The sequence below is a fragment of the Janthinobacterium sp. GL_088 genome (assembly GCF_057837845.1).
Genome location: NZ_CM174453.1, coordinates 3,388,952 through 3,414,402 on the forward strand (window position 1 = coordinate 3,388,952; position 25,451 = coordinate 3,414,402).

Consider the following 25,451-nt stretch of genomic DNA (forward strand, 5'->3'; position numbering starts at 1 on the left):
CTCGAAAATAGATGTCATAAATTAAAGTCTTATAGCACCTTTGCCACCCCCACAATCACCACCGCCGACGGCACCAGCAAAAACTGCGCAATCAGCGTTCCCGCCAATCGGCTCCCCACCAGCCACACTACCGCGCGCCGGAACTGCGATTCTTCGATCTTGCTGTCGATGACGTCATCCGTCATGCCCGACATGTGCGGGTCGATGAAGACGGCCATCATGATGGTGGCGCCGCCGTTGATGATCGATGAAAGCGTGCTGGAGGTGACGCGCACGCTGGGGTCGAGCACGCCCGCGTACAGCGCAGCGAAGACGCCGACCGTCCACAGGCCGTGGCGATGACGTTCATGGCTGTCATGGAAATCGATACGCCGGATTGTTGGCGCAGGCCCGTGACGTTGGCGGGCTTGGGCAGGCTGGCGGAAGTCTTGAGGTAGGACAGGCCACCCTTGAAGACGGCGTGCAGCAGCAGTTTCGGTACCGACCTGTGTGCCTGGAAATGCTCGACGGCGCGGCAGAAGGCGCGCTGGAAGGTGGGGATCAGTATGGCGCCGAGGATGGTCGCCAGGCTGGCGGAGAACAGCAGCCAGCGGAAGTCGAGCAGAAGGGTGCCGGCGGCCACGTGCTGGTCTATGCCCGTTTCCACGCGCTTGGCGAGGAATGGCCCGAGGAAGGAATTCGAGGTGCGCGACAGCAGCATCAGGATGCTGAACAGGGCCAGCGACACGGCGATGCGCCGGGTGCGGATGCCGGCGATGCGCACGGAATAGGCGAGGGTGCCGATGATGTGGATGATGAACGTCAGTGCGCAAATCAGCAGCAATTGCTTGTCCATCACAACCTTGCAGTAAAGAAAAAGTCATTCCATGCTGCCATGGAGTTACTTATTTTTCAACTGCAAATAAGATAATTATCACGTGATCTAGCTTTTGTGGTGTTTTATGCGCGTTAGTGTGGCGTTCGCTGAGAAACTGGGGTCAGACCCTACAGGGGTAATGTCCCCCAATGGGGGACATTACGATCACGAAGTGACTGACCCCGGCCTTTGCGCTTGGGTTTGGCCATGCCAGTATCGGGGGCATAGCGCGCTCCCAGTGCTTGCATTCCACCCCTGCGCCCTCATCTGGGTGGCAATGGTAGCCTGTAGCGCTGCCTCATCCGAACCAACCAGGAGAACCCCATGAGTTTCGATTCCTTTCTGTCCAAACTGAAGTCCAAAGCCAGCGAACTGAAAACCGAAGCACTGAAGTACAAGAACAAGGATTTCCTGAACGCCGCCATGGCGGGATCGGCCCTGATCGCCATGGCAGACGGCAGCGTCAGTGCGGAAGAGAAGCAGAAGATGGTGAAGTTTATTGAAAGCAATGACGCGCTGTCCGTGTTTACCACCACGGACGTGATCAAGGCGTTCCAGGACTATGTCGGTCAGCTGGAGTTCGACAAGGATATCGGCGAAGCCAAGGCGTATCAGGCGCTGGGCAAGATGAAGTCGAATGTGGAGGCGTCGCGCCTGCTGGTGCGCATGATTATCGCCGTCGCTTCGTCGGACGGCAATTTCGACGCCAATGAGCAGCGCGTGGCCAGCAAGATCGCGCGCGAGCTGGGCTTGAATCCAGGCGAGTTCGAGCTGCAGTAACTTTCAAGCCAGCCGGCCCCGGCTGGCCAGACTTAACTCTTGTCCCACCACGGCGGCGTGCCCGACGACCAGGGGCACGTCATTTCCACTTCGCTGATCCTGTAGCGGATCTCGATCACCTGGCCATGGTGAAACGGACCGCGTCTCCAGTCGCCGGAATCAAAGACGTAGCCTTTGCCCTTGATGCAAAGACTGGTCGGATTGTTGCCGATGGGACCGGTCGAGTGCAGGGTGACGCGCACTTCGCCGTTGGCGTCCAGCGGCGCGTCGCCACCCATGAAGAGTGGATCCGAGCCGACGTCGCAAACAGTGGTGCTGCCTATCTTGCTGCAGTGCTTGATATACGTTTGCTGGCGCGCCTGGGCCAGGTAATTGTCATGCCGCATCGGCTTGCCGTCGTCATAGGTAAAGCGCAGGACGACTTGCGTGGGTTCACTGGCCGGATGGCGCGTGGTGCTGGTGCAGGCGGCGCTGACCAGGGCCAGCAAGGGCCAGGCCAGCAGGCGCAGGATGCCGCGCAGCAGTGTCGAGATCGGGTTGTTGCCGGGTGAATGCCGCATGTGCCGTTGCCATTTGTCTCATGAACTGGACGGCGATCATAGCATGCGAAGGCAGCCGTACCGTTAGGACGCGCCGCGATTCAATTCCTGCAGCACTTTCTTGCATAACACCCCATAGCCCACGCCCGTGCCGCGCTTGTGTGCGGCCAGGTCGTAGCGGGCGCTGATGTCGTCCCAGGCCACGCTGCCGGGCAGGGGGCGCAGGTGGTCGTCCAGATCCATCTCGAAATGAATGAAGTGGCCGTCGGCGCTTAGCAGCTTGCCGTACACGGCGGGCATGCCGGGCCAGGCCAGTTGCAGGTCGAGCATGAGGGCCGTGCCCAGCGGCACGCCATGGCTGGCCGCGCACTGGCGCAAGGCGTCGGGCAAAGGGCGCGCGCGCCACCAGGCCGCCGTCTGCTTGATGGCTGCCTGGGTCAGCGCGTTTTGCTGCTGGACAGAATACTGTTTGCTCATGGCTGCCACCCCATGTGGAATGCCGCTGCCGCCTTAGCGCGATGCCAGGCCCATGCTTTGCACGTGGGCTGGCACGATGGCGCCGCTGGCCAGTTTTTCGGCCGGCACCCGCATCAGCACTTCGCCGCCCACGCTGCCGTCGTCGCGCAAGTCGATGCGCATGGCCAGTTGCTGGTCGAGCGCCACGAAGCTGTCGCTGCTGGTGGCGATGATGCGGTGTTCTTCCTGGTCGTCGATGCGCGCATACATCATGGCGCCGATGTTGCCCGCATTGCGCAGATACAGCACTTGCCCGTTCGCCAGCTCATAGCCGCCGCGGAATGGGGCAAACCTTTCCGCACTCATGAAATGCCTGTGTGCCGGCAATTCGATCGTTTGCAGGCGCCCGCCTGGAATGACGACGGTCTGGCTGTCGGGGAGCGTTTGCGCATTTGCCAGCAGGGCGCAGAAGCCCAGGGTGCCGGCCAAGATCCATGTTTTCATTTTTTTACCCATCCTTGAACTTTGGTGCCGTCCGCTGCCGGCGCGGCGAGTTTGATGCGGATGCCAGGGGAACCGAACCGGCTGGTCCGCGTACGTTGCTGTCACACTGGCAAGGCGCGGGCTACCGGTCTTGCCAGTGTAGGCAGGCAAGATGCACCGCGCATCATCCGATCGGATGACACGGCCTCATGCATCGAGTACGGCCAGGTGCGCCGTGGCGCCATGGATCAGGGCGATCAGTTCGCCCTGGCGCCGCGTATCCGTCTTTAAATAGGTGTGGTGCAGATGCGTCTTGACCGTGTTGACGCTGATGCCGCCCTGCGCGGCGATTTCCTCAATGGTGGCCCCCTGCGCCAGCGCCTTGCCTACTTGCGCCTCGGCTTGCGTCAAGTCAAACAGTTGGCGCAAGGCAGGGACGGACGTGCATGTTTTTGTGGGGTCGCGCGCGATCAGCAGTGCGCAGGTGGGCTGGCAATCGGCAAGCGGGGTGACAGTCAGGGCCAGCGCCGCTTGCTGCTTGCGCGCCAGGCGCAGCGACTGGCATTGCGCCGCGCCACCGGCGCTGGCGATCACCAGGCGCACGGCGCGCACCAGGGCGGGCGGAGCGGCCGGTTCCAGCTGTGCCACATGCAGGGCGTGTCCGGCGGGGGTGGCGAAGCGCAACGTGAGGTTGGCATCGAGCACCAGCACGGCAGCGCCCATGGCGTCGAGCGCCGCCAGCGCGCAGTGGCTGGCCAGCTGCGCTTCGCGCAGGCGCTGCTGCAGGCTGAGCGCGCGTTGCAGATGCGGCAGTAGTTCCCGCCATTGCTGGCCGTTCAGGCCGGCGCTGTCGAGCTGTGGCCATTCGCCTGTGCCGCAGGCCGAGTCGTACATGGCGCCGATCAGTTTGCCCACATCCGCCGTTGCCGTACCTGTGTCCATGCTTGCCCCTATTTCCTGATGACATCAGTGTGCCGCAGGCGTGCAGGTGCGGAACTGGGTAAGGGCGGTCTTGCGCGGCGATCCGCCCCACCTTTGTGAGGAGGGGCTGGTCGCTGCCATCTGTCCTGGGCAACTATCAAGATAGTACAAACGCTGCACCACCGCAATGCGGCGCTGCCAATGCAATCGTGCTCCCGGATTAAAAATTCCCCGATACAATAAAAAATTGTCAAAAATATAAACTCCTGGCGTGGGACGGGCGTCGCATGCCATTCACTTAGCGAAAGTTTTTATGCAATCAAGCAAGCATTACCTGACGACGCTCCCGGCGCTGGCACTGTGCCTGACGCTGGCGTTTATCGGCAGCCACTCCTTGGTGCAGGCTGCCGACAAGGTGGCGCCGCCAGCCTCCAGCGCAGCACGGCAGGTGAAAGTCAAGCCTGCCGATACCGCCAACCTGGTCAGTCATCTGCGGCGCGTGATCACGGATGAAACGAATGACACGCCGCCGCGCATCCTCAATGCCTTCGTCGCCAAATATCAGCAGCGCGCGCTCGATGCGGGAATCGACGACCTCGACCGGCAGTCGCAATATGTGGTGCTGGCGCTGTACACGTCGGGCAAGGCGATGGAGCAGCCGCAGTTCGTGGCCCTGATGAAAAATCCGCCCGCCTCGGTGGACGCCTTTTACGATGCCTTGCACGCTTTGCCGAATACCGTCTGGGAGGCGGGGCCGCCGTTGTGGGATGCGTATGCGGCAAAATAATAATTCTTTGAGCCGTGACAACATTGCAGAATTGACGGTGTCATCATTCGTGATTGCTGAGGGTATCTTATGCTAAAAAATCTTAGGTCGATGAAGCCGGCGCTGATCGGTTTCCTGTGGCTTTGCATGGCGGTTTCACATGCGGCAACGGGCAAGGAAAGCAAGGAGTTGATCATAAATATAAGCGCCTACAACCATACCGATCACGGGGTGGGAAGTTATGAGGTGACCTTGCAGAATGGCGCCAGCGCGGGGGCGGGCTATCTGGATGCTGGCCAGGGTGGCGGCGGACATACTTGCTGCCTTTCCCTTCCCCGCGTGTGGCAAGCGGGAATGACGGCGACTATCGTCATGCACACCATCAAGAATGGCAAGGACATCCGCGTGGAACAAACCGTGCCAGTGCCCAAGTACACGGCTGACGATGCGGGAATGTTCATCGTGCATTTTCTGAGCAATGGCAAATACAAGGTGTTCGTCACCCGCTACCTGCTCGGCCATCGAAAATACCCGCTGTCAGGGAAAGAGGCGCAACTGGAGCGGGGCGTTCCGATTGAAATTATCTGGGGCTGAAGACGCTGCGCAGCGAAAGTGTCATGCACATGCGGTTCCCTGTGAGGGCCAAATGATATTTTTCTCGAAAAATAGCTATGCCGCCTGTTTCGTGTGCATGGTCTTGTCGCTTTTGAATGCCGGCTGTGCGAAGAGTGAAAGACAAATCACCGTGAGCCTGACGGCCTACAACCATGGCGAATACGGCGTCGGCAGTTATACCGTAACACTGGCCGATGGCTCGTCGGCGGAGGCTGGGTATCTTGCTCCCGGCGAAGGCGGAGGGGGAGAGACTTGCTGCCTTTCGATACCGGCGGTATGGAAGCCTGGGATGACGGCGGCCGTCGCCATGTATACGGTAAAAAACGGCGAGGATGTCCGCGTGGAGCAAACCGTGGCGGTTCCTCCGTATGCTCCCGCCGATGCTGGCCGCTTCGTCGTGCATTTTCTTCACGATGGCGGCTACAAGGTCTTCGTGACCAAATACTCGCTGGGGCATCGAAAATATCCGCTTTCCGGCAAGGAGGCGGAGATGGAGCCAGGCGTGCCCCTGGAAATCATCTGGGAATAGTGCCGCTAGATTGCTGCTGCACGTCGCGCACCGTCGGCAATCAGGCTTTGCAGGAGCATGCGCGATTTCGCATCCGTGGCGCGCACGTCCTCGATCCGGGCGAGCAACTCGGCCGGGTCAAATTTTTTAATCAGTTTGCAATAATCTTCTGTTTCTCGCGGGCAGAAGTCGAGTTCCAGCAACGCAACGGTTTTCGCCGTCAAGCCACGCCGTTGCATCTCGGACAGGAGGTCAGCACGTTGCTTCAACGCTCTGGCGAAAGCACTCTTGATCAGCTTGCCAAAGGGCATGCCAGGGTCTTCTGTGATTACCCGACAGGCGATGCGCACTGCAGTGGCGCTGCCATTGCGGATTTCCAGCGCCACCTGCTTGCACACCTGCGACAGGCGCAGCCCTGGATGCGCGATTGGCGACCCAGCATCGAACTCGGTCAGCTTTTCGCCAAGGAATTCTTCAAGCTCTTCCAGGCTGGTGATCGAAATCATCATCAAGTTTGCTTATTGCAAGAACAAGCCAAGGGCGGCCAGCACTGCGGATGTCGGCACAAAAATCATGGTGCAACACTGCCAATCAAGGCCGGGAATTCAGCTGTACTTGCATCCGCGATTGCCGTGCATATTTTCGCAGCATGCCCTATTGAATATAGGGGGCATAAACCTATACCAGCGATGCGATTCTGCATGAAACCCATTTAGTCCCCAAGTAAAACAATCCATGGTTTGCGGTTGGCCGTTACCGGGCGACCTGAGTGGCGCAGTGTACGAGGTTGTTGCTTTCAGAGCAAGTTCGTCGGGTGCGCGCTGGGTGAGGGACGAAAAAATCTCTAAAAATTAGTACTTTGATATCGCATGCTGCAATCCCAAGCAATCGGACGCATGGAAAACATATCCATAGGGTAAGCTTCGGGGCTAGGCTATTTCGCAACTCTATCAAAATTACATGACCTCCATAATGATCCCCGACGTCGCCCTAGTCGACAATACCGAACAACGCACCCCACTGGTGCTCGTGCTGGACTGCTCCGGCAGCATGGCTGGCGAGCCCGTTTCGCTGCTCAACGAAGGCCTGGCCTTGCTGGAACAGGAACTCAAGTCCGATGTCATCGCCGCCAAGCGCGTGCGCATCCTCGTGATTCAATATGGCGCCCACGATGAAGCCGTGGTGGCCAGCAACTGGTGCGACGCCATGGATTTCACGGCGCCCCTCTTGGACGCGAACGGCACCACGCCGACCGGTGCCGCCGTCGAACTGGCGCTGGCGGAAATCGAGCAGGAAAAGCAGCGTTTCCGCCAGGCAGGCGTGGCGTACACGCGGCCGTGGCTGTTTTTGATGTCGGACGGCGAGCCGACGGACCGCTGGCAGCATGGCGCCGAACAGGCGCGCGCGGCCGAGCAAGCCAATAAAGTGGCGATCTTCCCCATCGCCGTGGGTGATCATGCGAATATCGATACCCTGGGGCAGTTTTCCAGCCGTGGCGAGCGTGGCGTCAAGCAGCTGAAAGGCTTGCAGTTCCGCGAACTGTTCCTGTGGCTGAGCGCCAGCATGCAAGTGGTGTCGCAATCGCGTCCCGGTGCGCAGGCGCAGCTGGCCTCGACGGACGGCTGGTCCGTCGTGAATACCTGATCCATGACTGCGGTACAGAATAGCTGGCGCGTGTTCGGCGCCTCCGTCACGGGCAAGGCCCACCTGGACAAGGATATCCCTTGCCAGGATGCGCACGCGCACGCCGTCGTGGGCGACGTCCTGGTGGCCATCGTCTGCGATGGCGCCGGTTCGGCCCGGCTGAGCGAGCAGGGCGCGCAGTTTGTTGCCGCGCACACCGTGCAGGCGCTGGCCGGCCGGCTGGAGCAGGGCGCCACCGTGCAGGACTTACATGACGGTGCCTTGGCAGGAACGCTGGCGCAGATCCGCGCCGCGCTGGAAGACATTGCCCGCGCCGCCAACGCCACCCTCGACGACTACGCTTCCACCGTGGTCGGCGTGGTCATGGGGCAAGATACCGGCTTCTTCTTCCACCTGGGCGATGGCCTGGGCGTGGCGCAGCTGATTGACGGCGGCGAACTGATCTCGCTGCCCGCCAACGGCGAATACGCCAACGAAACCTATTTTATCAGCGGCGAGCGCTGGCGCGAACAGCTGCGCCTGTTGCCGATTCCCCGGTCCGTGCGCGGCGTCGTGCTGATGTCCGATGGCTGCATGCCCTTTGCCATGAGCAAGAACAATGCGGCGCTGTACGCGCCGTTCATGGATGCCGTGCAAGGCTATCTGCGCACGGTCGACAGCGTCGAGCTGGGCAATGAAGCACTGGCATCCACCCTGGCCGACCCGCGCACGCACCAGATCACGGGCGACGACAAGACCCTGTTGCTGGCCCTGCGCGCATGAGCCGGAAGCAAGGTGTGACACCCGGCCTGAGTCCGGGTGGAAAAATTTGGCTCGACAAAGTCCGTAGTTTGATCCTGGGCAAACTCGTCAAGAGCGGCGGCGCGGGCAGCGTGTATCTGTTGCCCGGCGCGCCCGCGCAGGTGGCCAAGCTGTACCACCCGCACCTGGACCGGGCCGCCAACCGGCGCAAGCTCGAAGCGATGCTGGAACTGTCGCCCGAGCTGCCCGATCAATTGGAAAACGGCAAGCGCTACGTGCAGATCGCCTGGCCGCAAGCGGCCGTGTTCGACGGCCAGGGCGGCTTTGCCGGCTTCGTCATGCCCTTGCTGGACATGGCGCAGACGGCCGAGCTGGAACAGATCATGCAGGAGCGGCAAGCGCGCGCGGCAGGCTTGCCCACGGGACTCGGTCCCAAGCTGACCCTGGCCGCCAACCTGGCCGCCGTGATCGATGCGCTGCACCAGCAGCAGCATTATGTGGTCGATCTGAAACCCGTGAACCTGCGTTTCTATCGCGATTCGCTGTACATCGCCATGCTCGATTGCGACGGCTTCAGCATCCAGGGCCATGCGGAACGTTTTCCTGCCGAGCAATTCACGGCCGACTACCTGGCGCCGGAATTCCAGCGCAAGGGCATGCCTGCGGGCACGGAAATGGCGCAAGACCGCTTTGCGCTGGCCGTCGTCATCTTCCAGTTGCTCAACTTTGGCATCCACCCGTACAGCGGGCGGCCCGGCAATGCGCAGGTGGCGACCGATATTCCCGGCCGCATCCGCGACGGTTATTACGCGTATGGCGTGAAGCGCCACAAGCTGCTGGCGCCGAACGCCACCAGCGGCCATGGGCTGATGCCGCCCGAGCTGCGCGCCATGTTCGACCGCGCGTTTTCGCAGTCGCCAACACCGCAGCGGCCGTCGGCGGCCGACTGGGCGCAGCTGCTGCGCGGCTATGCGCAGCGCAGCGGCGGCAAGCTCGTCGTGTGTGCCGTGAATCCCGAACACCAGCATTTCGCGGGCCAGGGTTGCGCGGCGTGCGCGCGCGACAAAGTCATCGGCGCGGCCGCGCAAGCCTCGGTGCAGGCGCAGCAGATGCAGTTGCAACAGCCGCCGCAGCAGCGCAGTACGCGCGGCGCGCACCATACGGCGCCGGGTCAGACGCCCGTCCGGCTGCCTGCAGGCGGTGGGCAGGCCAATGCGGTCGGCATTTCCGGCAAGGGCTGGGTCGTGGTGGTGCTGCTGATCGTGCTGTTCCTGATTGGCTTTACGGCCTGGACCTCGTCGCCCGATGAAACCAAGGCCAAGGCCAGCCTGCAGGCGCAAGCCGAGCAGGCGGCTGGCCTGGAAGTATTTCGCTGGCGCACGCGCAAGACTGCCGGTTTCCAGCCGTCCGATGCGCGCAAGGCCGTGCGCAGCATGTCGCAAGCGGTCAGCAAGGGCGACGACGACGCCGTTACGCGCGGCTTGCAGCTGTTGTACCGGGCCGGCGAAGGAAAGCCGTCCACCTACGCTGGCGACCCGATGCGCGTCCGGCTGCGCACCACCTTGATGGAAGGCCTGGGGTCGATGCCGGGCTACGCCCCCGAATTGTCGGATACGTATCTCGACAACTTGCAAGCCGACCCGCGCGACTATCTGGCGGCGGCGGCCATGGGCCGCATGTACCTGAGCCTGGACGAACCGCAGGCGGCGCGCCAGTATTTCGAGCAAGCCGTGTGGGCACGCCCCACCGATGGCGTAGCCTGGCTGGGCATCGCGGCCACGGCCCTGCTGCGCGGCGGCGATGAGCGCGATGCCGTGAATCTGGTGGCGCTGGCGCAGCTGACGGCTTACCGTTATGCAGTGCAGAACGCCTTGCCGGCGGAACCGGGCGAACCGGCCGACAACGGCGTCGCTCGCACGATGCAGCGCATGGACCTGAACGCCAAGGTGTTGCGCCTGGCTCAGGGGTGGGATTACCAGAAACGCTGGGACAAGGTGCTGGCCGAGGGCGCGCTGTTGGCGGCCAAACTCAAGGCCATGCCGCCCTTGCGCGACCAGGTCGGCGGCGTGCAGCGCGACACGATGACGACGGTTGCGTATGGCGTGCTGGACGAAAAGCACGCAACGGGTGAAAACCGCCTGACCCTGACCATCGCGGCCGACGGCACCCTGACCTATGCGGCGGCCGAGTTGCCGATGGAGCCGATGCTCAACAAGGTGCTGCTCGATAGCGTCAAGCGCTGGACCTACTTGCCGGCCGTGCAGCACGGTCAATTGCGGGATGCCGAGGTGGTGGTGCTGGTGCGCTACCGCGATGGCCGGGTCAGCTTCGTGCCGGGCGGCGTGGCCGTCACGGCGGAAAATTAAAGGGATACCATGAAAATCAAGACGATATGCGCCTTACTGGGCGCCTCCTTGCTGACCTCCGGCATGGCCCAGGCGGAAATCGTGCAGCGCCTGGTGGTGACAGCCATGGCGGCCAAACCAGATCGCGACGGCGGCGATGAGTTCACTATTGCGGGCACGACTGCTTGCGGCGACCGGCAAGTGCGCATGGATGCGTACTCGGTCAGGCTGGACGAGGCGAAGTACGAAGCGCTGAAAGTCGAGCTGGCCCGGCGTATCCGCGACAAGACGCCCATGCTCATCACCCTGAAAAAATGCCCGGAAAGTGGGGGCGCACCCATCGTGCGCGAGATCGCCGCCTGCACGCCCAGCACTTGCGCCGATGACAAGGCACGGCTGTACCTGCACGAACATTTCTACCCCATCGAGCAGGAAAACGCACCGAATGTGCTGCTGTTACCCTTGCCGAAAGGCAAACTGCCTGGCACGTGGAAGGTGGACATTTATAGTGTGGCCGGGCACAAACTGCGCCTGTCGGGCCAGGTCAGCAAGGCCGATTATGCCTCCGGCGATCTGGTGGGCGGCTTTGTCACATATTACCCGAACGGCAAGATCGAGAAACAGGTGGCGCAGGACGGGAAGGGCTGGCAGGAGGGCGTCAGCAGCCTTTATTACCCCAATGGCAGCCTGGATTCGCGTGGCAGCTGGCGCCATGGCTTGCCGGAAGGTACGCACCAGCAATATCACCCCACGGGCAAATTGCGCGAGGCCAGCGTGTACCGCGACGGCAAGCGTGTCGACGGTCCCGTGCAGACGTTTGATGAAAATGGCAAGCCGAGTACCAGCTATGTGCTGCGCGGTGGAAAGATGGAAGGCGAGATGCTCACGTACTTCCCTGATGGAAAAATCTCCAGCCGCGCGGAAATGCAGAACGGTAAGTTCAATGGCGTGAGCACGAATTACTACCCGGATGGCGCCGTGCGTGCCAGGATGACGCAGCTCAACGACCTGCCGACGGGCGAGGCGCTGGAATTCTATCCGGATGGCAAGGTGCAAAGCCGCCAGCAATATGGCGACAAGGGCGGGCTGCTCAGCGTCCAGCGCTACAGTCCGCAAGGCGTGCTGGTGCTGGAACGGAAATGGGATGCACAACTGCGCGAGCAGGGCACGTCGCGCTCGTGGTACGAGAACGGCAAGCCCGAGCATGCGATCGAGTACGTGAACGACCGGCGCGACGGCTGGAGCCGCAGCTGGCACGCGGATGGCAGCGTGAAAAACGAGTGCCAGTATGTGGCCGGCAAGGCCCAGGGCGGCTGCGGCGAGGCGCCGCCAGCGCCGGAACTGCAGCGCAAGGAGCAGGCATGGCGCGCCTTGTGAAGCATGTGCTGCTTGCAACGCTGCTGTTGCCGGCGCTGGCCCACGCCGAGATCGAACAGCGGCAAGTGGTCAGCGCGATCAAGGCGACGCCCGACGGCGATGTGCTGACCCTGGCCAGCGACAGCGGCTGCGGCGGCAGGCAGGTGCTGATGGATGCCGTGTCCGTGGGCCTGGACGCGCAGCGATACGCCGCCATGAAGCAGCAATTGGCCAAGCTGATACGTGACAAAACGCCCTTGTTGATGCGTATCAAATTCTGCCCTGCGCCAGGTAATGTGGGTGCTCTCGGCATGCCCGATGTCGGTAAACTGGGCGGCTGTGAGCCGCAAGCTTGTGCCGATGGCAAGGCGCGCTTGTACCTGAATCACAATCTGACGCGCGGCGAAGTCAAGGAACATGCGCGCTATGCGCTGGTCGTGCCGCTGCCGCCAGGCAAGACGCGCGGCACCTGGCAAGTCGAGGTGGTGCACGCGCGCGAAGGCGAGCCGAAGCGGCTGATTGGCGAGGTCAACGATCCCGATTACCTGCGCGGCAAGCTGGTGGGCAACTACAGCATGTACTACCCGCATGGCCAGGTCGAGATGCAGGTGGAGCAGGATGGCCGCGGCGTGCAGGAAGGTGTGCAGACCCTGTATCGTCCTGAGGGCCAGATTTCCATGCGCAACACGTGGCGCAATGGCGTGCAGGAAGGCGAACAGCGGACCTATCACGATACGGGCAAGCTGAACGAGGCCAGCCAGTACGTGAACGGCGCCCGCGCCGATGGCCTGGTGGAAACCTTCGACGAGGATGGCAAGTTGCGCACGCGCATGACTCAGGTCAAGGGCCAGACGGAGGGCGAGCTGCTGCTATTTTATCCCGATGGCACGGTGGAAAGCCGCAGCCGGTACGAGAACGGCATCCAGTCAGGACCGAGCACCGGCTACTTCCCGGATGGCAAGGTGCAGCGTACAACGCAATACGTGGACGACAAGCCGGCCGGCGACAGCGTCGAATATTACCCGGATGGCACAGTGGCCAGCAAGCGCAGCCACAGCGACCACTTCGTCTTGCGCAGCGAACAGCGCTTCAGCCGGGCCGGCGTCATGCTCGTGCACAAACAGTGGAATGCGGGCGGGCGCGAGGAGGGCGCATTGCGTTCCTGGTATGCGAATGGCAAGCCGCGTCAATTGATCGAGTATGTCGATGGCGAACGCCAGGGCTGGACCCGGTATTGGCGCGAGGATGGCAGCGTGGAAAGCGAATGCCGCTATGTGGCGGACGAGCCGCAGGGCAAGTGCACGGGCGCGTCTGCCAAGATGTCGTACACGGAGGATGGGATTGAGTTTGAGATGCCGGAGCCTTGATACTTGACGTTTACTCCAACGGCGCTGGGCCAGTTTGATAAATACTGTATTTAACTGGATGGTTGCATATTTGCTACAGAAAATCAGTCAATTGGCTCTATTTGTAGTGGAAAGAAAGGCTTTATCTCTTGCCTATGGGAATTGGCCTATAGTCACCATACCAAAAAATATAGCCTCAAGGAAACGGCAATCTTTTTTGCGGGCGCAACGACACGCCACTATGCCGGAACCTGAGAGAAGTAAATGATTAAATACTTAGCGATATCAATGGTGTTCTTCACCGGCATTGCGAGTGCCCAAGTGCATGTAAATGGGTACACGAAAAAAGATGGAACTTACGTGGCACCGCATCAAAGAACCGCACCTGACAGCACCATTTCGAATAATTACAGCACACAGGGCAACGTCAATCCCTACACGGGGAAGGCTGGAACTGTTCCAAATCAAGCAGATAGCTCTTACGGATATCAGCCTCAGGCAAAGCCAGCGCCACGCCAGGAGATTCAACCGCTGCAACCTCTACCATCGTTTCAACCAACGTAGCCACTGCCACAGCCGCCAGTGTGGGGAACGCAAAAATAAAAGAGAAGGGCGGTCTGATGAGCCGCCGGGGAGTATGCCAGTGAGGCATCTCCCCTATCACGAACAGTTTACCTATGCGGCGGCGTCAGCACGCTGGCGATTGCCTTCGGCAAGGTTTCCGGATAATCGCGGCTGAAGTGCAGGCCGCGGCTTTCGCGGCGCGACAGGGCGCTGTTGACGATCATCGAGGCCACGTCAACGAGATTGCGCAGTTCCAATAAATCGTGCGTGATGCGGAAGTTGCGGTAGTACTCGTCGATCTCCTCTTTCAGCAGGGCGATGCGGTGCTGGGCACGCTCCAGGCGCTTGGTCGTGCGCACGATGCCGACATAATTCCACATGAAGCGGCGCAACTCGTCCCAGTTGTGGGAAATCACTACTTCTTCGTCCGCATCCGTGACCCGGCTTTCGTCCCAGTCGGGCAGATACGGCGTGCCCAGCTTTTCCTTGCTTTCGATGTCCTGTGCGCAGGCGCGGCCGATGACGATGCATTCCAGCAAGGAATTGCTCGCCAGGCGGTTCGCGCCATGCAGACCCGTGCACGCCGTCTCGCCGACGGCATACAGACCCGGCAAGTCGGCGCGGCCGGACAAGTCCGTCACGACGCCGCCGCACGTGTAGTGGGCGGCGGGCACGATGGGGATAGGCTGCTTGGTGATGTCGATGCCCAGTTCCAGGCAGCGCGCGTAGATGGTGGGAAAGTGTTCGATGAGGAATTCGGCCGGCTTGTGGCTGATGTCCAGGTGCACGTAGTCGAGACCGCGCTTCTTGATCTCGAAGTCGATGGCGCGCGCCACCACGTCGCGCGGCGCCAGTTCGGCCCGCTCGTCGTGCGCCAGCATGAAGCGCTGGCCGGCCGCCGCGCCCGCTTCCGGCGGCAGTTTCAGCAAGCCGCCTTCGCCACGGATGGCTTCGGTGATCAAAAACGATTTCGCGTAGGGGTGGTACAAGCATGTCGGGTGGAACTGGATGAATTCCATGTTCGACACGCGGCAGCCGGCGCGCCAGGCCATGGCGATGCCGTCGCCGCTGGCCGTGTCGGGGTTGGTGGTATATAAATACACCTTGCCGGCGCCGCCCGTGGCCAGCACGGTGTGCTCGGCGGCAAAGGTCAGTACTTTACCGGTTTGCTCATCCTGCACGTACAGGCCGTGGCAATGCGGTTGCGCATTGCGCTGTGTCGGCTTCATGCCCAGCTTGTCGGAGGTGATCAGGTCGATCGCGCAATGGTGTTCGAACAGGCTGATGTTCGGGTGGGCGCGCACCTTTTCTTCCAGCGTTACTTGCACGGCGTGCCCGGTGGCGTCGGCCGCGTGGATGATGCGGCGCTGGCTGTGTCCGCCTTCGCGGGTCAGGTGGAAGCCCAGCTCGGCCGTGGCGTCGCGCGTAAATGGCACGCCTTGCTCGATCAGCCATTCGATGGCTTCGCGGCCGTGCTCGACGATGTAGCGCGTGGCGCTCTCGTCGCACAGGCCGCCGCCTGCGATCAGGGTGTCTTCGATGTGCTGCTGGTGGCTGTCGCCCGAGTCCAGCACGGCCGCGATCCCGCCTTGCGCCCAGTTGCTGGCGCCGTCGAGCAGCGCGCGTTTGGAAATGATCGCGACGGTGCGCGTTTCAGCTAAATGCAGTGCAACCGATAAACCCGCCAGGCCACTGCCGACAATCGCTACATCAAATTTCATGACATTTATCTTTTTTCAGGGGAAGCATACTATAGTCCATTTCACATCAATCGGTAATGTGTTGAGATAAATTCTGCCAGTGAAAGATAGCTGGGGCCGTAGCTTGTGGCGCATCAATGTCTTCTTGGAACAGTTGGCCATGATGGCAAGACCGGTAGCAAGCCGCCTTGTGCGCGGCGTGTTGCCTTTGCCGCAGGAGGCCCCCATGATCCGCATCTTCAGCCATTACGTCTCGAAAACAGCGTTTATCTTGCTGTTGCTGGAAATCCTGATCCTGCTGCTGTCGGCCACCCTGACGTCCCTGCTGTGGCTGGCTGATGGCAGCCGCCTCGTGCGGGCGGGCGAGGTGTATTTGTCGTCCTCGATCTTTGCGATGGTCATCGTTTTCAGCATGAGCGCGCTGGGCATGTACCAGCACCGCTCGCGCGAAGATATCCGCAACACCTTATTACGCATCCTGCCGTCGTTCGCGCTGGGTTTTGCCGTGCTGAGCGTCTTGATCCGTTTTATCCCTTCCTTGCATTTCGGGCGCGGAAGCGTGCTGATCTTCGGCCTGGGCGCCATCGGCGTGCTGCTGGCGCGCCTGGTGGTGTTCAAATCCTCGCAATCGGCGCTGATGGAAGGCCGGCTGATCCTCGTCGGCGGCGGGGCGCTGGCGCGCGAATGCATGGAGCTTGCGGCCAGCAAGATCGGTTTCCACCAGTTTACGGTGGTGGGCTGCATCGATGTGGCTGGCGAGCGCTGCTGCGTGCCGGCTTCGGCCTTGCTGCCGGCCGAACCGTCGCTGCTGGCCATGGCCCAGCGCCATGCGGCGCATGAGATCGTCGTCTCCGTCAGCGACCGGCGCAATGGCGCGTTTCCTGCCAAGCAACTACTGGAATGCGCGCTGGGCGGCGTCAAGGTGATCGACGCGGCCACGTTTTTCGAGCGCGAAGCGTGCCAGATCCGCATCGATTCCTTGCAACCGAGCTATCTGATCTATGGCGGCGGCTTCGACCAGAGCTTTTTCCGCGCCGCCTCGAAGCGTTTGTTCGACCTGGCGGCCAGCGGGGTCATCTGCCTGGCCGCACTGCCCGTGATGCTGGTGACGGCCCTGTGCATCCGCCTGGAAGACGGCGGCCCCGTGTTCTACCAGCAAGAAAGGGTGGGGCGCGACGGCTTGCCCTTCAATGTGCTGAAATTTCGCAGCATGCGCTGCGACGCGGAGCGCGATGGCAAGCCCATCTGGGCGCTGGACAACGATGCGCGCATCACGCGCGTGGGCAAGCTGATCCGCAAGCTGCGTATCGACGAGCTGCCGCAAATGCTCAATGTGTTTCGCGGCGAAATGAGTTTCGTGGGCCCCCGTCCCGAGCGCGCGTATTTTGTCGAGCAACTGAAGCAGCAGGTGCCGTACTACAACATTCGTCACAGCATCAAGCCAGGCATCACGGGCCTGGCGCAAGTGCGCTATCAATATGGCGCCTCCGTCGACGATGCCGTCAAAAAACTGCAATACGATTTGTATTATGTGAAAAACAATAGCCTGTTCCTTGACTTGCTGATCTTGCTTGACACGGTGCAGGTGGTGCTGTTTGGCAAGGGCAGCCGGTGATGCGGGAGCGGTCGGACTGGCTGGCGGCGGCCGACGCGGCAGCCCTCAGCCATGGCCTGGCGTCGCTGGCCTTCTTCGTGCTGGCGCTGCTGCTCATCAGCAACTGGCGTGCGCGGCAGAACGTGCGCGCCTTGCTGCTTGCCTGTCTGGCGACGGGCGGCTGGGCCACGGGCACGGTGGTGCTGGTGCTGCTGGGCCAGCGCGCCGCGCTGGCCGGCGACGCGCTGGAATTGCTGCGCACCCTGGCCTGGCTGGTGTTTTTGCTGCTGCTGATCGAACCGTCGCGGCCCCGCTTGCGCCTGCTGCTGGCCGGCATCATTCTCACGGCGCTGGCGCCCTGGCTGTTCTCCATGGCCTCATCCTGGCTGGCGCTGCCTTTACCGGCTCGTATCATCGCCAGTGTCTGCCGTTTGCTGCTGGCCGTGCTGGGCATGTTGCTGGTGGAACAGTGGTACCGCAATACGCCACCGTTGAAACGCTGGGGCATCAAGTTTGCGTGCCTCGGTGTCGGCGGCCTGTTCGCCTACGATTTCTATCTGTACAGCGACGCCTTGCTGTTTCGTGCGGTCAACGATGACATCTGGGCCGCGCGCGGTATCGTCGATGCCTTGTGCGCGCCGCTGCTGGCCATCTCGGCGGCGCGCAATCCGGGCTGGGCGCTGGGCTTGTCCGTCTCGCGCCAGATGCTGTACCGCTCGGCCGCCTTGCTGGGCTCGGCCATCTATTTGCTGGCCATGGCGGCCAGCGCCTATTATTTGCGCTACTTCGGCGGCACCTGGGGATCCTTGATGCAGATGGCTTACCTGGGCGGCGCGGCCCTGCTGCTGGCGGGCGTGCTGTTTTCCGGCAGCCTGCGCGCCAAGCTCAAGGTGACTATCAATAAACATTTTTACAATGCCATCTTCGATTACCGCGAGGAGTGGCTGAGATTTACGCGCGCGCTGTCCGAAGACGGGCCAGCCTTGGGCGAACGCACGATACAGGCCATGGCGCAGCTGGTGGAAAGCCGCGCCGGCGCGCTGTGGATCTTGCGCGAGCAGGGCCAGTTTGCCCCGGCCGCCAGCTGGAACTGGCCGCCTGGCACGTGGAGCGAGCCGGCGGCCGGCCCTTTGTGCCAGTTCCTGGAAGCACGGTTATGGGTGATCGACGTGCCCGATTGCGTGCAGAATCCGGGCCAGTATGGCGGCTTGCTGTTGCCAGCGGCGCTGCTGGCGCTGCCCGATGTGTGGCTGCTGGTGCCCCTGATGCTGCATGGCCAGCTGTTCGCCTTTGTCGCGCTGGCGCGGCCCCGCACGCGCATCAGCCTGAACTGGGAAATCCGCGACGTGCTGAAAATTGCCGGCAGCCAGGCCGCCAGCTACCTGGCGCACCGCGAATCGCTCGATACGCTGACGGTGGCGCGCCAGTTCGACTCGTTCAACCGCATGTCCACTTTCATCGTGCACGACCTCAAAAACCTGGTGTTTCAATTATCCCTTTTACTGAGCAATGCGAAAAAGCACCGTGCCAATCCCGCCTTCCAGGAAGACATGCTGGGCACTTTGGACCATTCCGTGCAGAAAATGAAGACCCTGCTGCAGAAACTGGCGCGCGGCGAGGCGCCGGAAGCGTCGGCGCCGTTGCAGCTTGATGGCTTGCTGCGCCAGGCCGTGGCGGCCAAGGCCAGCCTGGCGCCGGCGCCCCGGCTGGAAATCGTCGATGGCGAGCTGACGGTGCTGGCCAACCGCGCGCGCCTGGAACGGGTGCTGGGCCACTTGATACAGAATGCCATCGAGGCGACGGCCAGCGATGGCAAGGTGGCCGTGCGCTTGCGGCGCGTGCAGCACACGGCCGTCGTCGAGCTCGACGATACGGGGCAGGGCATGAGCGAGCAATTCATCCGCGACCGTCTATTTACACCGTTCGACACGACCAAGACGGCGGGCATGGGCATCGGCGTGTTCGAAAGCCGCGAATACCTGCGCGAAGTGGGCGGCAGCCTGGAAGTGCGCAGCGAGCCGCAAGTGGGCACGACGTTTCGCGTGATCCTGCCGCTGCATGCGGCCTAGCAAAGGAGTGCCATGGGCAAGCAAAAACTGCTGGTCATCGAAGACGATCCCGGTCTGCAAAAGCAGTTGCACTGGAGCTTTGACGGTTATGACGTCTTGCTGGCGGGCGAGCGCGAGGCGGCGCTGGCGCTCGTGCGGCGCCACCAACCGGCCGTGGTGACGATGGACCTGGGCTTGCCGCCCAACCCGGACGGCGCCACGGAAGGCCTCGCTACCTTGCAGCAAATCCTCGCGCTGGCGCCGGACACGAAAGTCATCATCCTGTCGGGCAACCAGGAGCGCGCGCATGCCTTGAAAGCCATCGCGCTGGGCGCCTACGATTTCCACCAGAAGCCGTTCGAGGCCGACATGCTGGGCCTGGTCATCGCCCGCGCGTTCTATTTGCACGCGATGCAGCAGGAAAACCGCCGCATGCTGCAAACGCAGGCGGATTCCCCTTTGGCCGGCATCGTCAGCCGCGATCCCGGCATGCTGAAATTGTGCCGCAACGTGGAAAAAGTGGCGCCCTCATCGGCCAGCGTGATGCTGCTCGGCGATTCTGGCAGCGGCAAGGAACTGATTGCACGCGGCTTGCATGCGCTGTCGAGCCGCCATGCGCAACGCTTTGTTGCCATCAATTGCGCGGCCATCCCCGAAAACCTGCTGGAAAGCGAACTGTTTGGCTACGAGCGGGGGGCCTTTACGGGCGCGGCCCGGCAAACCCTGGGCAAGATCGAACTGGCCCATGGCGGCACTTTCTTTCTCGATGAAATCGGCGACATGCCGATGGCGCTGCAGGCGAAATTGCTGCGCTTCCTGCAGGAACGGGTGATCGAGCGCGTGGGCGGGCGTGCCGAGATCGCCGTCGACGTGCGCATCGTCTGCGCCACGCACCAGGATTTAAAAATGCTGGCGGAACAGGGACGTTTCCGCGAAGACCTGTTTTACCGCCTCAGCGAAATCGTCTTGCGCATTCCACCCTTGCGTGAGCGGGTCGGCGATGGCACCTTGCTGGCGCAGCATTTCAAGAACAAGTTCTGCGCCAGCGAGGGGCGCGGCAACCTGCATTTCAGCGCGGGCGCGCTGCAGTTGATCGAAAGCTATGGCTGGCCCGGCAATGTGCGCGAAGTGGAAAACTGCATCAAGCGGGCCGTCATCATGTGTGACGGACCGCAGATCGCCGCCGACGACCTGGGCTTGCCCGCCAGCACCCAGGCGGCGCCCCCGGATGAGCCGCTGAACCTGCGCCAGGCCCGCGAAGGGGCTGAATACAAGGTGATGGTGCGCGCGCTGGCGCGGGCCGACGGCAATATCGCCAGGGCGGCCGAGCTGCTGGGCGTGAGCCGGCCCACCCTGTACGACCTGATGGGCCATCACGGCATCAAGTAGGAAGCCAAACAAGCGAATGTATTAAAAATCAAGATTGTGTAAGGCGTCGCACATACGCTGGCGCCGCCGTGGCGCATCCTTGCCTCATCCACAACAAGGAGGCGCCATGAACGCGATCAGTTTATTGATGCAGGACCATAAGGCCGTGAAGGCTCTGTTTGCCCAGTATGAAGGCTTGAGCGACCGCTCATTTGCCACCAAGAAAAAGCTGGCCGACCAGATATGCCAGGAATTGACCGTGCACACGCAACTGGAAGAAGAAATCTTCTATCCGGCCGTGCGCCGCCCGATCCACGATGGCGACCTGATGGATGAAGCCGTCGTCGAGCACGCGAGCGCCAAGGAACTCATCGCGCAGATTGCCGCCATGGATCCTGCCGACGACCTGTACGACGCCAAGGTCAAGGTGCTGTCCGAGCAGATCGAGCACCACGTCCAGGAAGAAGAGGGCGACATGTTTCCCAAGGTGCGCCATACGGCCATCGACCTCGACGCGCTGGGCAAGGAAATGGCCGCGCGCAAGGAACAGCTGACGGGCGTGGCCGCCTGAGCGGCTTAAAAAATCAACAACCAAGGGAGTATTCCATGCAAGCTACACAATTGTCCGTGTCGGACCTGAACAATCCGGGCGTGTCCTGGGGCGCCGTGCTGGCGGGCGCTGCCGCTGCGGCCGCCTTGTCCTTCATCCTGCTGATCCTCGGCGTGGGCCTGGGCCTGTCGTCCGTGTCGCCGTGGTCGTTCAATGCGACGGCCATCGGCGTGTCGACCATCGCCTGGCTGGCTTTCATGCAGCTGGCCGCCTCCGGCATCGGCGGCTACATGGCGGGACGCCTGCGCGTGAAATGGAGCTCGATTCACACGGATGAGGTGCATTTCCGCGATACTGCGCACGGCTTGCTGGCCTGGGCCGTGGCCACCCTGATCACCGTGGCCGTGCTGGCCGGCGGCACGCGCGCCGTACTGAGCGGCGCCATCGACGCAGGCAGCGGCGTGGCGGCGGCGGTGTCCCCGGCCGCGGCGGCCGGTGCCGGGGCTGCAGGCGCCAAGGCGGGCGAGGGTAGCGGCGCCAATCCGCTTGACTATTTCTCGGACATGCTGCTGCGCGCCGCACCGGCGCCTGAAACGGGCGGCACGGCCGCCGACCTGCGCGTGGAAATCGGCAAGATCTTTGCCACTGGCCTGTCCACGGGCAGCCTGGCCGCCGATGACCGCGCCTACTTGGGCCAGGTCGTGGCCAGCCGCACGGGCTTGACGCAGGCTGAGGCGGAAGCGCGCGTCGACGCCGTCTACGCCCGTGCCGCCAAGGCCGCCGCCGATGCCAAGGCGAAAGCACAGCAAGCGGCCGACACGGCCCGCAAGGCCGGTGCCCACACGGCACTGTGGATGTTCGTCGCCTTGCTGCTGGGCGCTTTCGTGGCCAGCCTGGCGGCAACGTTTGGCGGCCGCCAGCGCGACCATGAAAGAGTGCTGCGCCACGTGACCATTTAAGCCACCCATACAATCAAGGAGTCTGCCATGCGTTCCATCCTCTTGCTGCTGCTGGGTATTCCATTGCCCATCGTCATACTGATCGCCCTGTTCGTGCGCTGACAAGGGCAACACAGGAACCGGCGTCCGCTGCAAGGCGGGCGCCGGTTTTTGCGTGAAAGCGGGCGCATGTGTAATATGGCGCCATCTTTCCACCGAGACTATCCATGACCTTGACTGCCATCCGTCCTTTGCTGAAAACCGCCGCCATCACCGCTTTGGCCTGCACCATGCTGGCCGCGTGTTCCACCCTGATCGGCCCGCGCGACGTGAATGTGTCGCTGAGCAAGATGCAGCAAGGCCTGGAGCGCCGCTTTCCGATCGACAAGCGTGTGCTGTCCGTGCTGGACGTCAAGCTGACCCGTCCGCAATTGTCGCTGCAGCCCGAGCGCGAACGGGTTGCCCTCAGCGTCGATGCCAGTGTCTTGCCGCCATTCATACGCCAGAGCTGGCGCGGCAGCCTGGCCATGTCGGGCCGCCTCGTGCTCGACGCCCAGCGCAATGCCGTCTACCTGAGCGAAGCGAGCGTGGACAAGGTCACCATCGACGGCATGGACGAGTCGCAGCAGCGCCAGTTTGCCAAGGTGGCCAGCTTGGTGGCCGACCAGCTCATGCATGAAACGCCCATCTACACCTTCAAGCCTGACGAATTGCACTACGCGGGCGTGCAATTCGTGCCCACCCAGATCAGGACCACGGGCAATGGGCTGACGGTGACGTTCGAGCCGGTGAAGTAGGCTAGGCCTTCAATGCAGGCGAGCTGATTTGCGTCGCCGTGTTATTGCGCGGCGTCGCTTCTTCGTGGAACAGGTCCGCCAAATACTCGCACAGTGCATCGTTTTGAATATCGTCGGGAATAATGAAATCGGCGGGCCGGCGCTTGCCTTCGGTACCGAGATAGAATGCGCGCCATACTCCCTGATTTCCCCGGATGGCGATCAGCGTGCCGAAAATATTGAATCTGAATTCCTGCATCAAACTTCTCCAGGCAAAGCGCCAGTCCAATAGATATGGCGCGGGGGGGATATGGCTATTGCTAAATAGTAACATTTGCTGATCATCGGCGCGGGCTCGAGGCGTGCTTCAACGCCCAACGGATCACTGGACTTGTTTAACGGGCATTGTTTCCCCGCAGGTACGCGGACTATAATCCAGCCTCTCATGCCTGGACAAGCATGTTCCCCAACATGAAGTGAAAACAATTAAAGGAATCTTCGTGAAACGTTCGCTGATCAGCGCCGCCTGCTGCGCCTTGCTCGCCTTATCTTCGCCGTCGCTGTACGCCCAAGCCTCCAATGCCACCGCGCCCGTCTCCGGCATCGACCTGAAAACCCTGGACCCCGCGGTCAGCCCCCGGGATGACTTCTACGGCTACGTCAACGGCGTCTGGACCCGCAACACGGACATCCCGGCCGACAAATCCGTCTGGGGCACCTACATCGAATTGCGCGAAATCGCCCAGGGCCAGTTGCGCGGCCTGATCGATGCGACCCTGAAAAATCCCGGCAAGCCGGGTAGCGAGGCGCACAAGATCGCCGACCTGTACACGAGTTTCATGAACGACAAGGCGCGCAATGCGGCCGGCTTCAAGCCCCTGCGCGCCGAGCTGGCCCGCGTCGCCGCCGTGAAGGACAAGAAAGACTTGCCGGCGTTGCTGGCCTATCTGCAAGGCAATGGCGTCGCGACGCCGTTTTCCGCTTATGTGGCGCCCGATGCGCAAGACCCGGAGCAGTACACGGTCAACATCAGCCAGTCCGGCCTGGGCTTGCCTGACCGCGATTACTACCTGAAGGAAGACGACGCCAAGCTGCAAGCCGTGCGCGCCAAATACCTCAAGCATATCGAAACCATGCTGGCCATGAGCGGCGACAAGGCTGCGGCCGCCCACGCGGCGCAGATACTCGACATCGAAACGCGCCTGGCGGCCGTGCAGTGGACGCGCGTGCAGATGCGCGACCCCGTCAAATCGTACAACCGCGTCGATTTCGATCAATTCGCGGCACTGGCGCCGGCCTTCGACTGGAACGCCTACTTTACCGCCGCCGGCCTGGCGCCAAAGGCTACTTCTGCCGTCGTGCGCCAGCCCAGCTTCATGACGGGCTTTGCCGAGACCGTGGCCGCCGTGCCGCTGGAATCGTGGAAGAGCTATCTGAACTGGCGCATCATCGAAAGCTATGCCTCGTTCCTGGATAACGCCACGGTCAAGGAGCGCTTCGCCTTCGACGGCACGGTGCTGCGCGGCGTGCCGCAAAGCGAACCGCAGTGGCAGCTGGCACTGCGCTTCACGGATGGCGCCATCAGCGACGCCGTCGGCAAGCGCTACGTGGAAATGTATTTGCCGCCGGAAACCCGGCCCCGCGTGATGGCCATGTTCGACAATTTCGTCGCCTCGTTCAAGGATGGCATCGAGCAGCTCGACTGGATGGGCCCGGAAACCAAGAAGGAAGCTCAGCTCAAGCTGGCGGCCTTGAAGCCGAAGATCGCGTATCCCGATACCTGGCGCGACTACAGCAGCATGAAGACGCAGCCGAATGACCTGATCGCCAACGTGCGCGCAGCGCGCGTGTGGAGCCGCCAGCAAAACCTGGCCAAGCTGGGCAAGCCTGTCGACCGCGACGAATGGTCGATGACGCCGCAAACCGTCAACGCCAGCTACAGCCCGGCCCTGAACGCCATCACGATCCCGGCCGCCATTTTGCAACCGCCATTCTTCAACGTGAAAGCGGAAGATGCCGTCAATTACGGCTTGCTGGGCATCACCTTCGGCCATGAAATCAGCCATGCCTTCGACGATTCCGGCAGTCAATATGACGCCAAGGGCCGCTTGCGCAACTGGTGGACGGCAGAGGACCGCACGGCCTTCAAGGCGCTGGCCGCCGGGCTCGTCAAGCAGTATGGCGCTTACAGCCCCGTGCCTGGCTACCACATCAATGGCGAGCTGACCCTGGGTGAAAACATCGGCGACAACTCCGGCCTGTCGATCACCTACAAGGCCTACCAGCGTTCGCTGGGCGGCAAGCCGTCGCCCGTCATCGATGGCTTGACGGGCGAACAGCGCCTGTACATCGGTTTTGCGCAGAAGTGGCGCGCGAAATTGCGTCCCGAAGCGGCCATCGCGCAGATCAAGAGCGATCCGCATTCGCCGGGCGAATTCCGCGCCAAGGGCACGGTCAAGAACCAGCCCGGCTTCTACGAGGCGTTCGGCATCAGGCCGGGCGACCCGATGTACTTGCCGCCCGAGCAGCGCGTGATCATGTGGTAATCAGGTAGGGC

Annotated in this window: 23 protein-coding genes and 1 pseudogene; 16 read left to right on the top strand and 8 right to left on the bottom strand. The window is 62.1% G+C overall.

The annotated features are described in order from the left end of the window. Positions 1–29: 29 nt before the first annotated feature. Positions 30–835: pseudogene (locus tag AC3IQ7_RS15255) on the bottom strand (lipid II flippase Amj family protein). 345 nt (positions 836–1,180) lie between these two features. On the opposite strand from AC3IQ7_RS15255, the gene AC3IQ7_RS15260 reads away from it, so the two are divergent. Then, entirely contained in the window at positions 1,181–1,636 is a 456-nt protein-coding gene (locus AC3IQ7_RS15260) for a tellurite resistance TerB family protein (RefSeq protein ID WP_489206532.1), read from the top strand. 32 nt (positions 1,637–1,668) lie between these two features. On the opposite strand, the gene AC3IQ7_RS15265 is transcribed toward AC3IQ7_RS15260, so the two are convergent. From AC3IQ7_RS15265 to AC3IQ7_RS15280, 4 genes are all read right to left on the bottom strand, one after another. After that, positions 1,669–2,196 carry a hypothetical protein gene (locus tag AC3IQ7_RS15265; protein ID WP_489206533.1) on the bottom strand — a complete coding sequence of 176 codons (528 nt, stop codon included), beginning with the start codon at positions 2,194–2,196 and terminating at the stop codon, positions 1,669–1,671. A 63-nt stretch (positions 2,197–2,259) separates the two neighbouring features. Beyond that, entirely contained in the window at positions 2,260–2,652 is a 393-nt protein-coding gene (locus AC3IQ7_RS15270; protein ID WP_489206534.1) for a hypothetical protein, read from the bottom strand. 33 nt (positions 2,653–2,685) lie between these two features. Then, entirely contained in the window at positions 2,686–3,135 is a 450-nt protein-coding gene (locus tag AC3IQ7_RS15275) for a hypothetical protein (protein ID WP_489206535.1), read from the bottom strand. A gap of 186 nt (positions 3,136–3,321) precedes the next feature. Next, a complete protein-coding gene (locus AC3IQ7_RS15280; protein ID WP_099376901.1) occupies positions 3,322–4,056 on the bottom strand; it encodes a helix-turn-helix transcriptional regulator in 735 nt (244 codons plus the stop codon). 292 nt (positions 4,057–4,348) lie between these two features. On the opposite strand from AC3IQ7_RS15280, the gene AC3IQ7_RS15285 reads away from it, so the two are divergent. The 3 genes from AC3IQ7_RS15285 (at position 4,349) to AC3IQ7_RS15295 (ending at position 5,945) form a co-directional block, all read left to right on the top strand. Continuing rightward, positions 4,349–4,822, top strand: coding sequence for a hypothetical protein (locus AC3IQ7_RS15285; RefSeq protein ID WP_489206536.1), 474 nt, complete (start codon positions 4,349–4,351; stop codon positions 4,820–4,822). A gap of 90 nt (positions 4,823–4,912) precedes the next feature. Continuing rightward, complete coding sequence (locus AC3IQ7_RS15290; protein ID WP_489206537.1) at positions 4,913–5,395, top strand: DUF3304 domain-containing protein; 483 nt, start codon at positions 4,913–4,915, stop codon at positions 5,393–5,395. Between the two features lie 52 nt (positions 5,396–5,447). Beyond that, positions 5,448–5,945, top strand: a complete 498-nt coding sequence (locus AC3IQ7_RS15295) for a DUF3304 domain-containing protein (RefSeq protein WP_489206538.1) — start codon at positions 5,448–5,450, stop codon at positions 5,943–5,945. A gap of 5 nt (positions 5,946–5,950) precedes the next feature. On the opposite strand, the gene AC3IQ7_RS15300 is transcribed toward AC3IQ7_RS15295, so the two are convergent. Continuing rightward, entirely contained in the window at positions 5,951–6,433 is a 483-nt protein-coding gene (locus AC3IQ7_RS15300; RefSeq protein ID WP_489206539.1) for a hypothetical protein, read from the bottom strand. Positions 6,434–6,884: 451 nt separating this feature from the next. Here AC3IQ7_RS15300 and AC3IQ7_RS15305 point away from each other — a divergent pair, with 451 nt between their 5' ends. From AC3IQ7_RS15305 to AC3IQ7_RS15325, 5 genes are all read left to right on the top strand, one after another. Continuing rightward, complete coding sequence (locus tag AC3IQ7_RS15305; protein ID WP_099376897.1) at positions 6,885–7,568, top strand: vWA domain-containing protein; 684 nt, start codon at positions 6,885–6,887, stop codon at positions 7,566–7,568. 3 nt (positions 7,569–7,571) lie between these two features. Beyond that, a complete protein-coding gene (locus AC3IQ7_RS15310; protein ID WP_489206540.1) occupies positions 7,572–8,330 on the top strand; it encodes a PP2C family serine/threonine-protein phosphatase in 759 nt (252 codons plus the stop codon). A 68-nt stretch (positions 8,331–8,398) separates the two neighbouring features. Beyond that, entirely contained in the window at positions 8,399–10,675 is a 2,277-nt protein-coding gene (locus AC3IQ7_RS15315; RefSeq protein WP_489206541.1) for a hypothetical protein, read from the top strand. 9 nt (positions 10,676–10,684) lie between these two features. Then, positions 10,685–12,031 carry a toxin-antitoxin system YwqK family antitoxin gene (locus tag AC3IQ7_RS15320; RefSeq protein WP_489206542.1) on the top strand — a complete coding sequence of 449 codons (1,347 nt, stop codon included), beginning with the start codon at positions 10,685–10,687 and terminating at the stop codon, positions 12,029–12,031. Further along, a complete protein-coding gene (locus AC3IQ7_RS15325; RefSeq protein WP_489206543.1) occupies positions 12,016–13,377 on the top strand; it encodes a toxin-antitoxin system YwqK family antitoxin in 1,362 nt (453 codons plus the stop codon). The genes AC3IQ7_RS15320 and AC3IQ7_RS15325 overlap by 16 nt, the downstream gene beginning before the upstream one ends. A gap of 650 nt (positions 13,378–14,027) precedes the next feature. On the opposite strand, the gene nadB is transcribed toward AC3IQ7_RS15325, so the two are convergent. Then, complete coding sequence (gene nadB, locus AC3IQ7_RS15330; RefSeq protein ID WP_099376892.1) at positions 14,028–15,641, bottom strand: L-aspartate oxidase; 1,614 nt, start codon at positions 15,639–15,641, stop codon at positions 14,028–14,030. Positions 15,642–15,846: 205 nt separating this feature from the next. Here nadB and AC3IQ7_RS15335 point away from each other — a divergent pair, with 205 nt between their 5' ends. From AC3IQ7_RS15335 to AC3IQ7_RS15360, 6 genes are all read left to right on the top strand, one after another. Continuing rightward, positions 15,847–17,235 (top strand): TIGR03013 family XrtA/PEP-CTERM system glycosyltransferase, encoded by a 1,389-nt coding sequence (locus AC3IQ7_RS15335; protein WP_099376891.1) that lies wholly within the window; start codon positions 15,847–15,849, stop codon positions 17,233–17,235. Then, positions 17,235–19,283 carry an XrtA/PEP-CTERM system histidine kinase PrsK gene (gene prsK / locus AC3IQ7_RS15340; RefSeq protein ID WP_489206544.1) on the top strand — a complete coding sequence of 683 codons (2,049 nt, stop codon included), beginning with the start codon at positions 17,235–17,237 and terminating at the stop codon, positions 19,281–19,283. The genes AC3IQ7_RS15335 and prsK overlap by 1 nt, the downstream gene beginning before the upstream one ends. A 12-nt stretch (positions 19,284–19,295) precedes the next feature. Continuing rightward, positions 19,296–20,651 (top strand): PEP-CTERM-box response regulator transcription factor, encoded by a 1,356-nt coding sequence (prsR, locus tag AC3IQ7_RS15345; protein ID WP_489206545.1) that lies wholly within the window; start codon positions 19,296–19,298, stop codon positions 20,649–20,651. 106 nt (positions 20,652–20,757) lie between these two features. Continuing rightward, positions 20,758–21,201, top strand: coding sequence for a hemerythrin domain-containing protein (locus AC3IQ7_RS15350; RefSeq protein WP_489206546.1), 444 nt, complete (start codon positions 20,758–20,760; stop codon positions 21,199–21,201). 35 nt (positions 21,202–21,236) lie between these two features. Then, a complete protein-coding gene (locus AC3IQ7_RS15355) occupies positions 21,237–22,139 on the top strand; it encodes a hypothetical protein (RefSeq protein ID WP_489206547.1) in 903 nt (300 codons plus the stop codon). A gap of 206 nt (positions 22,140–22,345) precedes the next feature. Then, positions 22,346–22,915 (top strand): DUF1439 domain-containing protein, encoded by a 570-nt coding sequence (locus AC3IQ7_RS15360; RefSeq protein ID WP_322427016.1) that lies wholly within the window; start codon positions 22,346–22,348, stop codon positions 22,913–22,915. A gap of 1 nt (position 22,916) precedes the next feature. On the opposite strand, the gene AC3IQ7_RS15365 is transcribed toward AC3IQ7_RS15360, so the two are convergent. Further along, positions 22,917–23,228: a DUF7661 family protein gene (locus tag AC3IQ7_RS15365; protein WP_489206548.1), complete on the bottom strand. Its 312-nt coding sequence runs from the start codon at positions 23,226–23,228 to the stop codon at positions 22,917–22,919. 166 nt (positions 23,229–23,394) lie between these two features. Between AC3IQ7_RS15365 and AC3IQ7_RS15370 the strand changes: the two genes are divergently transcribed. Further along, positions 23,395–25,440: a M13 family metallopeptidase gene (locus tag AC3IQ7_RS15370; protein ID WP_489206549.1), complete on the top strand. Its 2,046-nt coding sequence runs from the start codon at positions 23,395–23,397 to the stop codon at positions 25,438–25,440. Positions 25,441–25,451 lie beyond the last annotated feature (11 nt).

Excerpts from the sequence above, each read along its gene's own strand:
- AC3IQ7_RS15275 (WP_489206535.1), bottom strand. The coding sequence starts at position 3,135 with ATGAAAACATGGATCTTGGCCGGCACCCTGGGCTTCTGCGCCCTGCTG.
- AC3IQ7_RS15260 (WP_489206532.1), top strand. The coding sequence starts at position 1,181 with ATGAGTTTCGATTCCTTTCTGTCCAAACTGAAGTCCAAAGCCAGCGAA.
- AC3IQ7_RS15355 (WP_489206547.1), top strand. The coding sequence starts at position 21,237 with ATGCAAGCTACACAATTGTCCGTGTCGGACCTGAACAATCCGGGCGTG.
- AC3IQ7_RS15290 (WP_489206537.1), top strand. The coding sequence starts at position 4,913 with ATGAAGCCGGCGCTGATCGGTTTCCTGTGGCTTTGCATGGCGGTTTCA.
- AC3IQ7_RS15305 (WP_099376897.1), top strand. The coding sequence starts at position 6,885 with ATGACCTCCATAATGATCCCCGACGTCGCCCTAGTCGACAATACCGAA.
- AC3IQ7_RS15320 (WP_489206542.1), top strand. The coding sequence starts at position 10,685 with ATGAAAATCAAGACGATATGCGCCTTACTGGGCGCCTCCTTGCTGACC.
- AC3IQ7_RS15270 (WP_489206534.1), bottom strand. The coding sequence starts at position 2,652 with ATGAGCAAACAGTATTCTGTCCAGCAGCAAAACGCGCTGACCCAGGCA.
- AC3IQ7_RS15265 (WP_489206533.1), bottom strand. The coding sequence starts at position 2,196 with ATGCGGCATTCACCCGGCAACAACCCGATCTCGACACTGCTGCGCGGC.
- AC3IQ7_RS15365 (WP_489206548.1), bottom strand. The coding sequence starts at position 23,228 with ATGTTACTATTTAGCAATAGCCATATCCCCCCCGCGCCATATCTATTG.
- nadB (WP_099376892.1), bottom strand. The coding sequence starts at position 15,641 with ATGAAATTTGATGTAGCGATTGTCGGCAGTGGCCTGGCGGGTTTATCG.
- prsR (WP_489206545.1), top strand. The coding sequence starts at position 19,296 with ATGGGCAAGCAAAAACTGCTGGTCATCGAAGACGATCCCGGTCTGCAA.
- AC3IQ7_RS15325 (WP_489206543.1), top strand. The coding sequence starts at position 12,016 with ATGGCGCGCCTTGTGAAGCATGTGCTGCTTGCAACGCTGCTGTTGCCG.
- AC3IQ7_RS15300 (WP_489206539.1), bottom strand. The coding sequence starts at position 6,433 with ATGATGATTTCGATCACCAGCCTGGAAGAGCTTGAAGAATTCCTTGGC.
- AC3IQ7_RS15350 (WP_489206546.1), top strand. The coding sequence starts at position 20,758 with ATGAACGCGATCAGTTTATTGATGCAGGACCATAAGGCCGTGAAGGCT.
- AC3IQ7_RS15285 (WP_489206536.1), top strand. The coding sequence starts at position 4,349 with ATGCAATCAAGCAAGCATTACCTGACGACGCTCCCGGCGCTGGCACTG.
- AC3IQ7_RS15360 (WP_322427016.1), top strand. The coding sequence starts at position 22,346 with ATGACCTTGACTGCCATCCGTCCTTTGCTGAAAACCGCCGCCATCACC.
- AC3IQ7_RS15335 (WP_099376891.1), top strand. The coding sequence starts at position 15,847 with ATGATCCGCATCTTCAGCCATTACGTCTCGAAAACAGCGTTTATCTTG.
- AC3IQ7_RS15310 (WP_489206540.1), top strand. The coding sequence starts at position 7,572 with ATGACTGCGGTACAGAATAGCTGGCGCGTGTTCGGCGCCTCCGTCACG.
- AC3IQ7_RS15295 (WP_489206538.1), top strand. The coding sequence starts at position 5,448 with ATGATATTTTTCTCGAAAAATAGCTATGCCGCCTGTTTCGTGTGCATG.
- prsK (WP_489206544.1), top strand. The coding sequence starts at position 17,235 with ATGCGGGAGCGGTCGGACTGGCTGGCGGCGGCCGACGCGGCAGCCCTC.
- AC3IQ7_RS15280 (WP_099376901.1), bottom strand. The coding sequence starts at position 4,056 with ATGGACACAGGTACGGCAACGGCGGATGTGGGCAAACTGATCGGCGCC.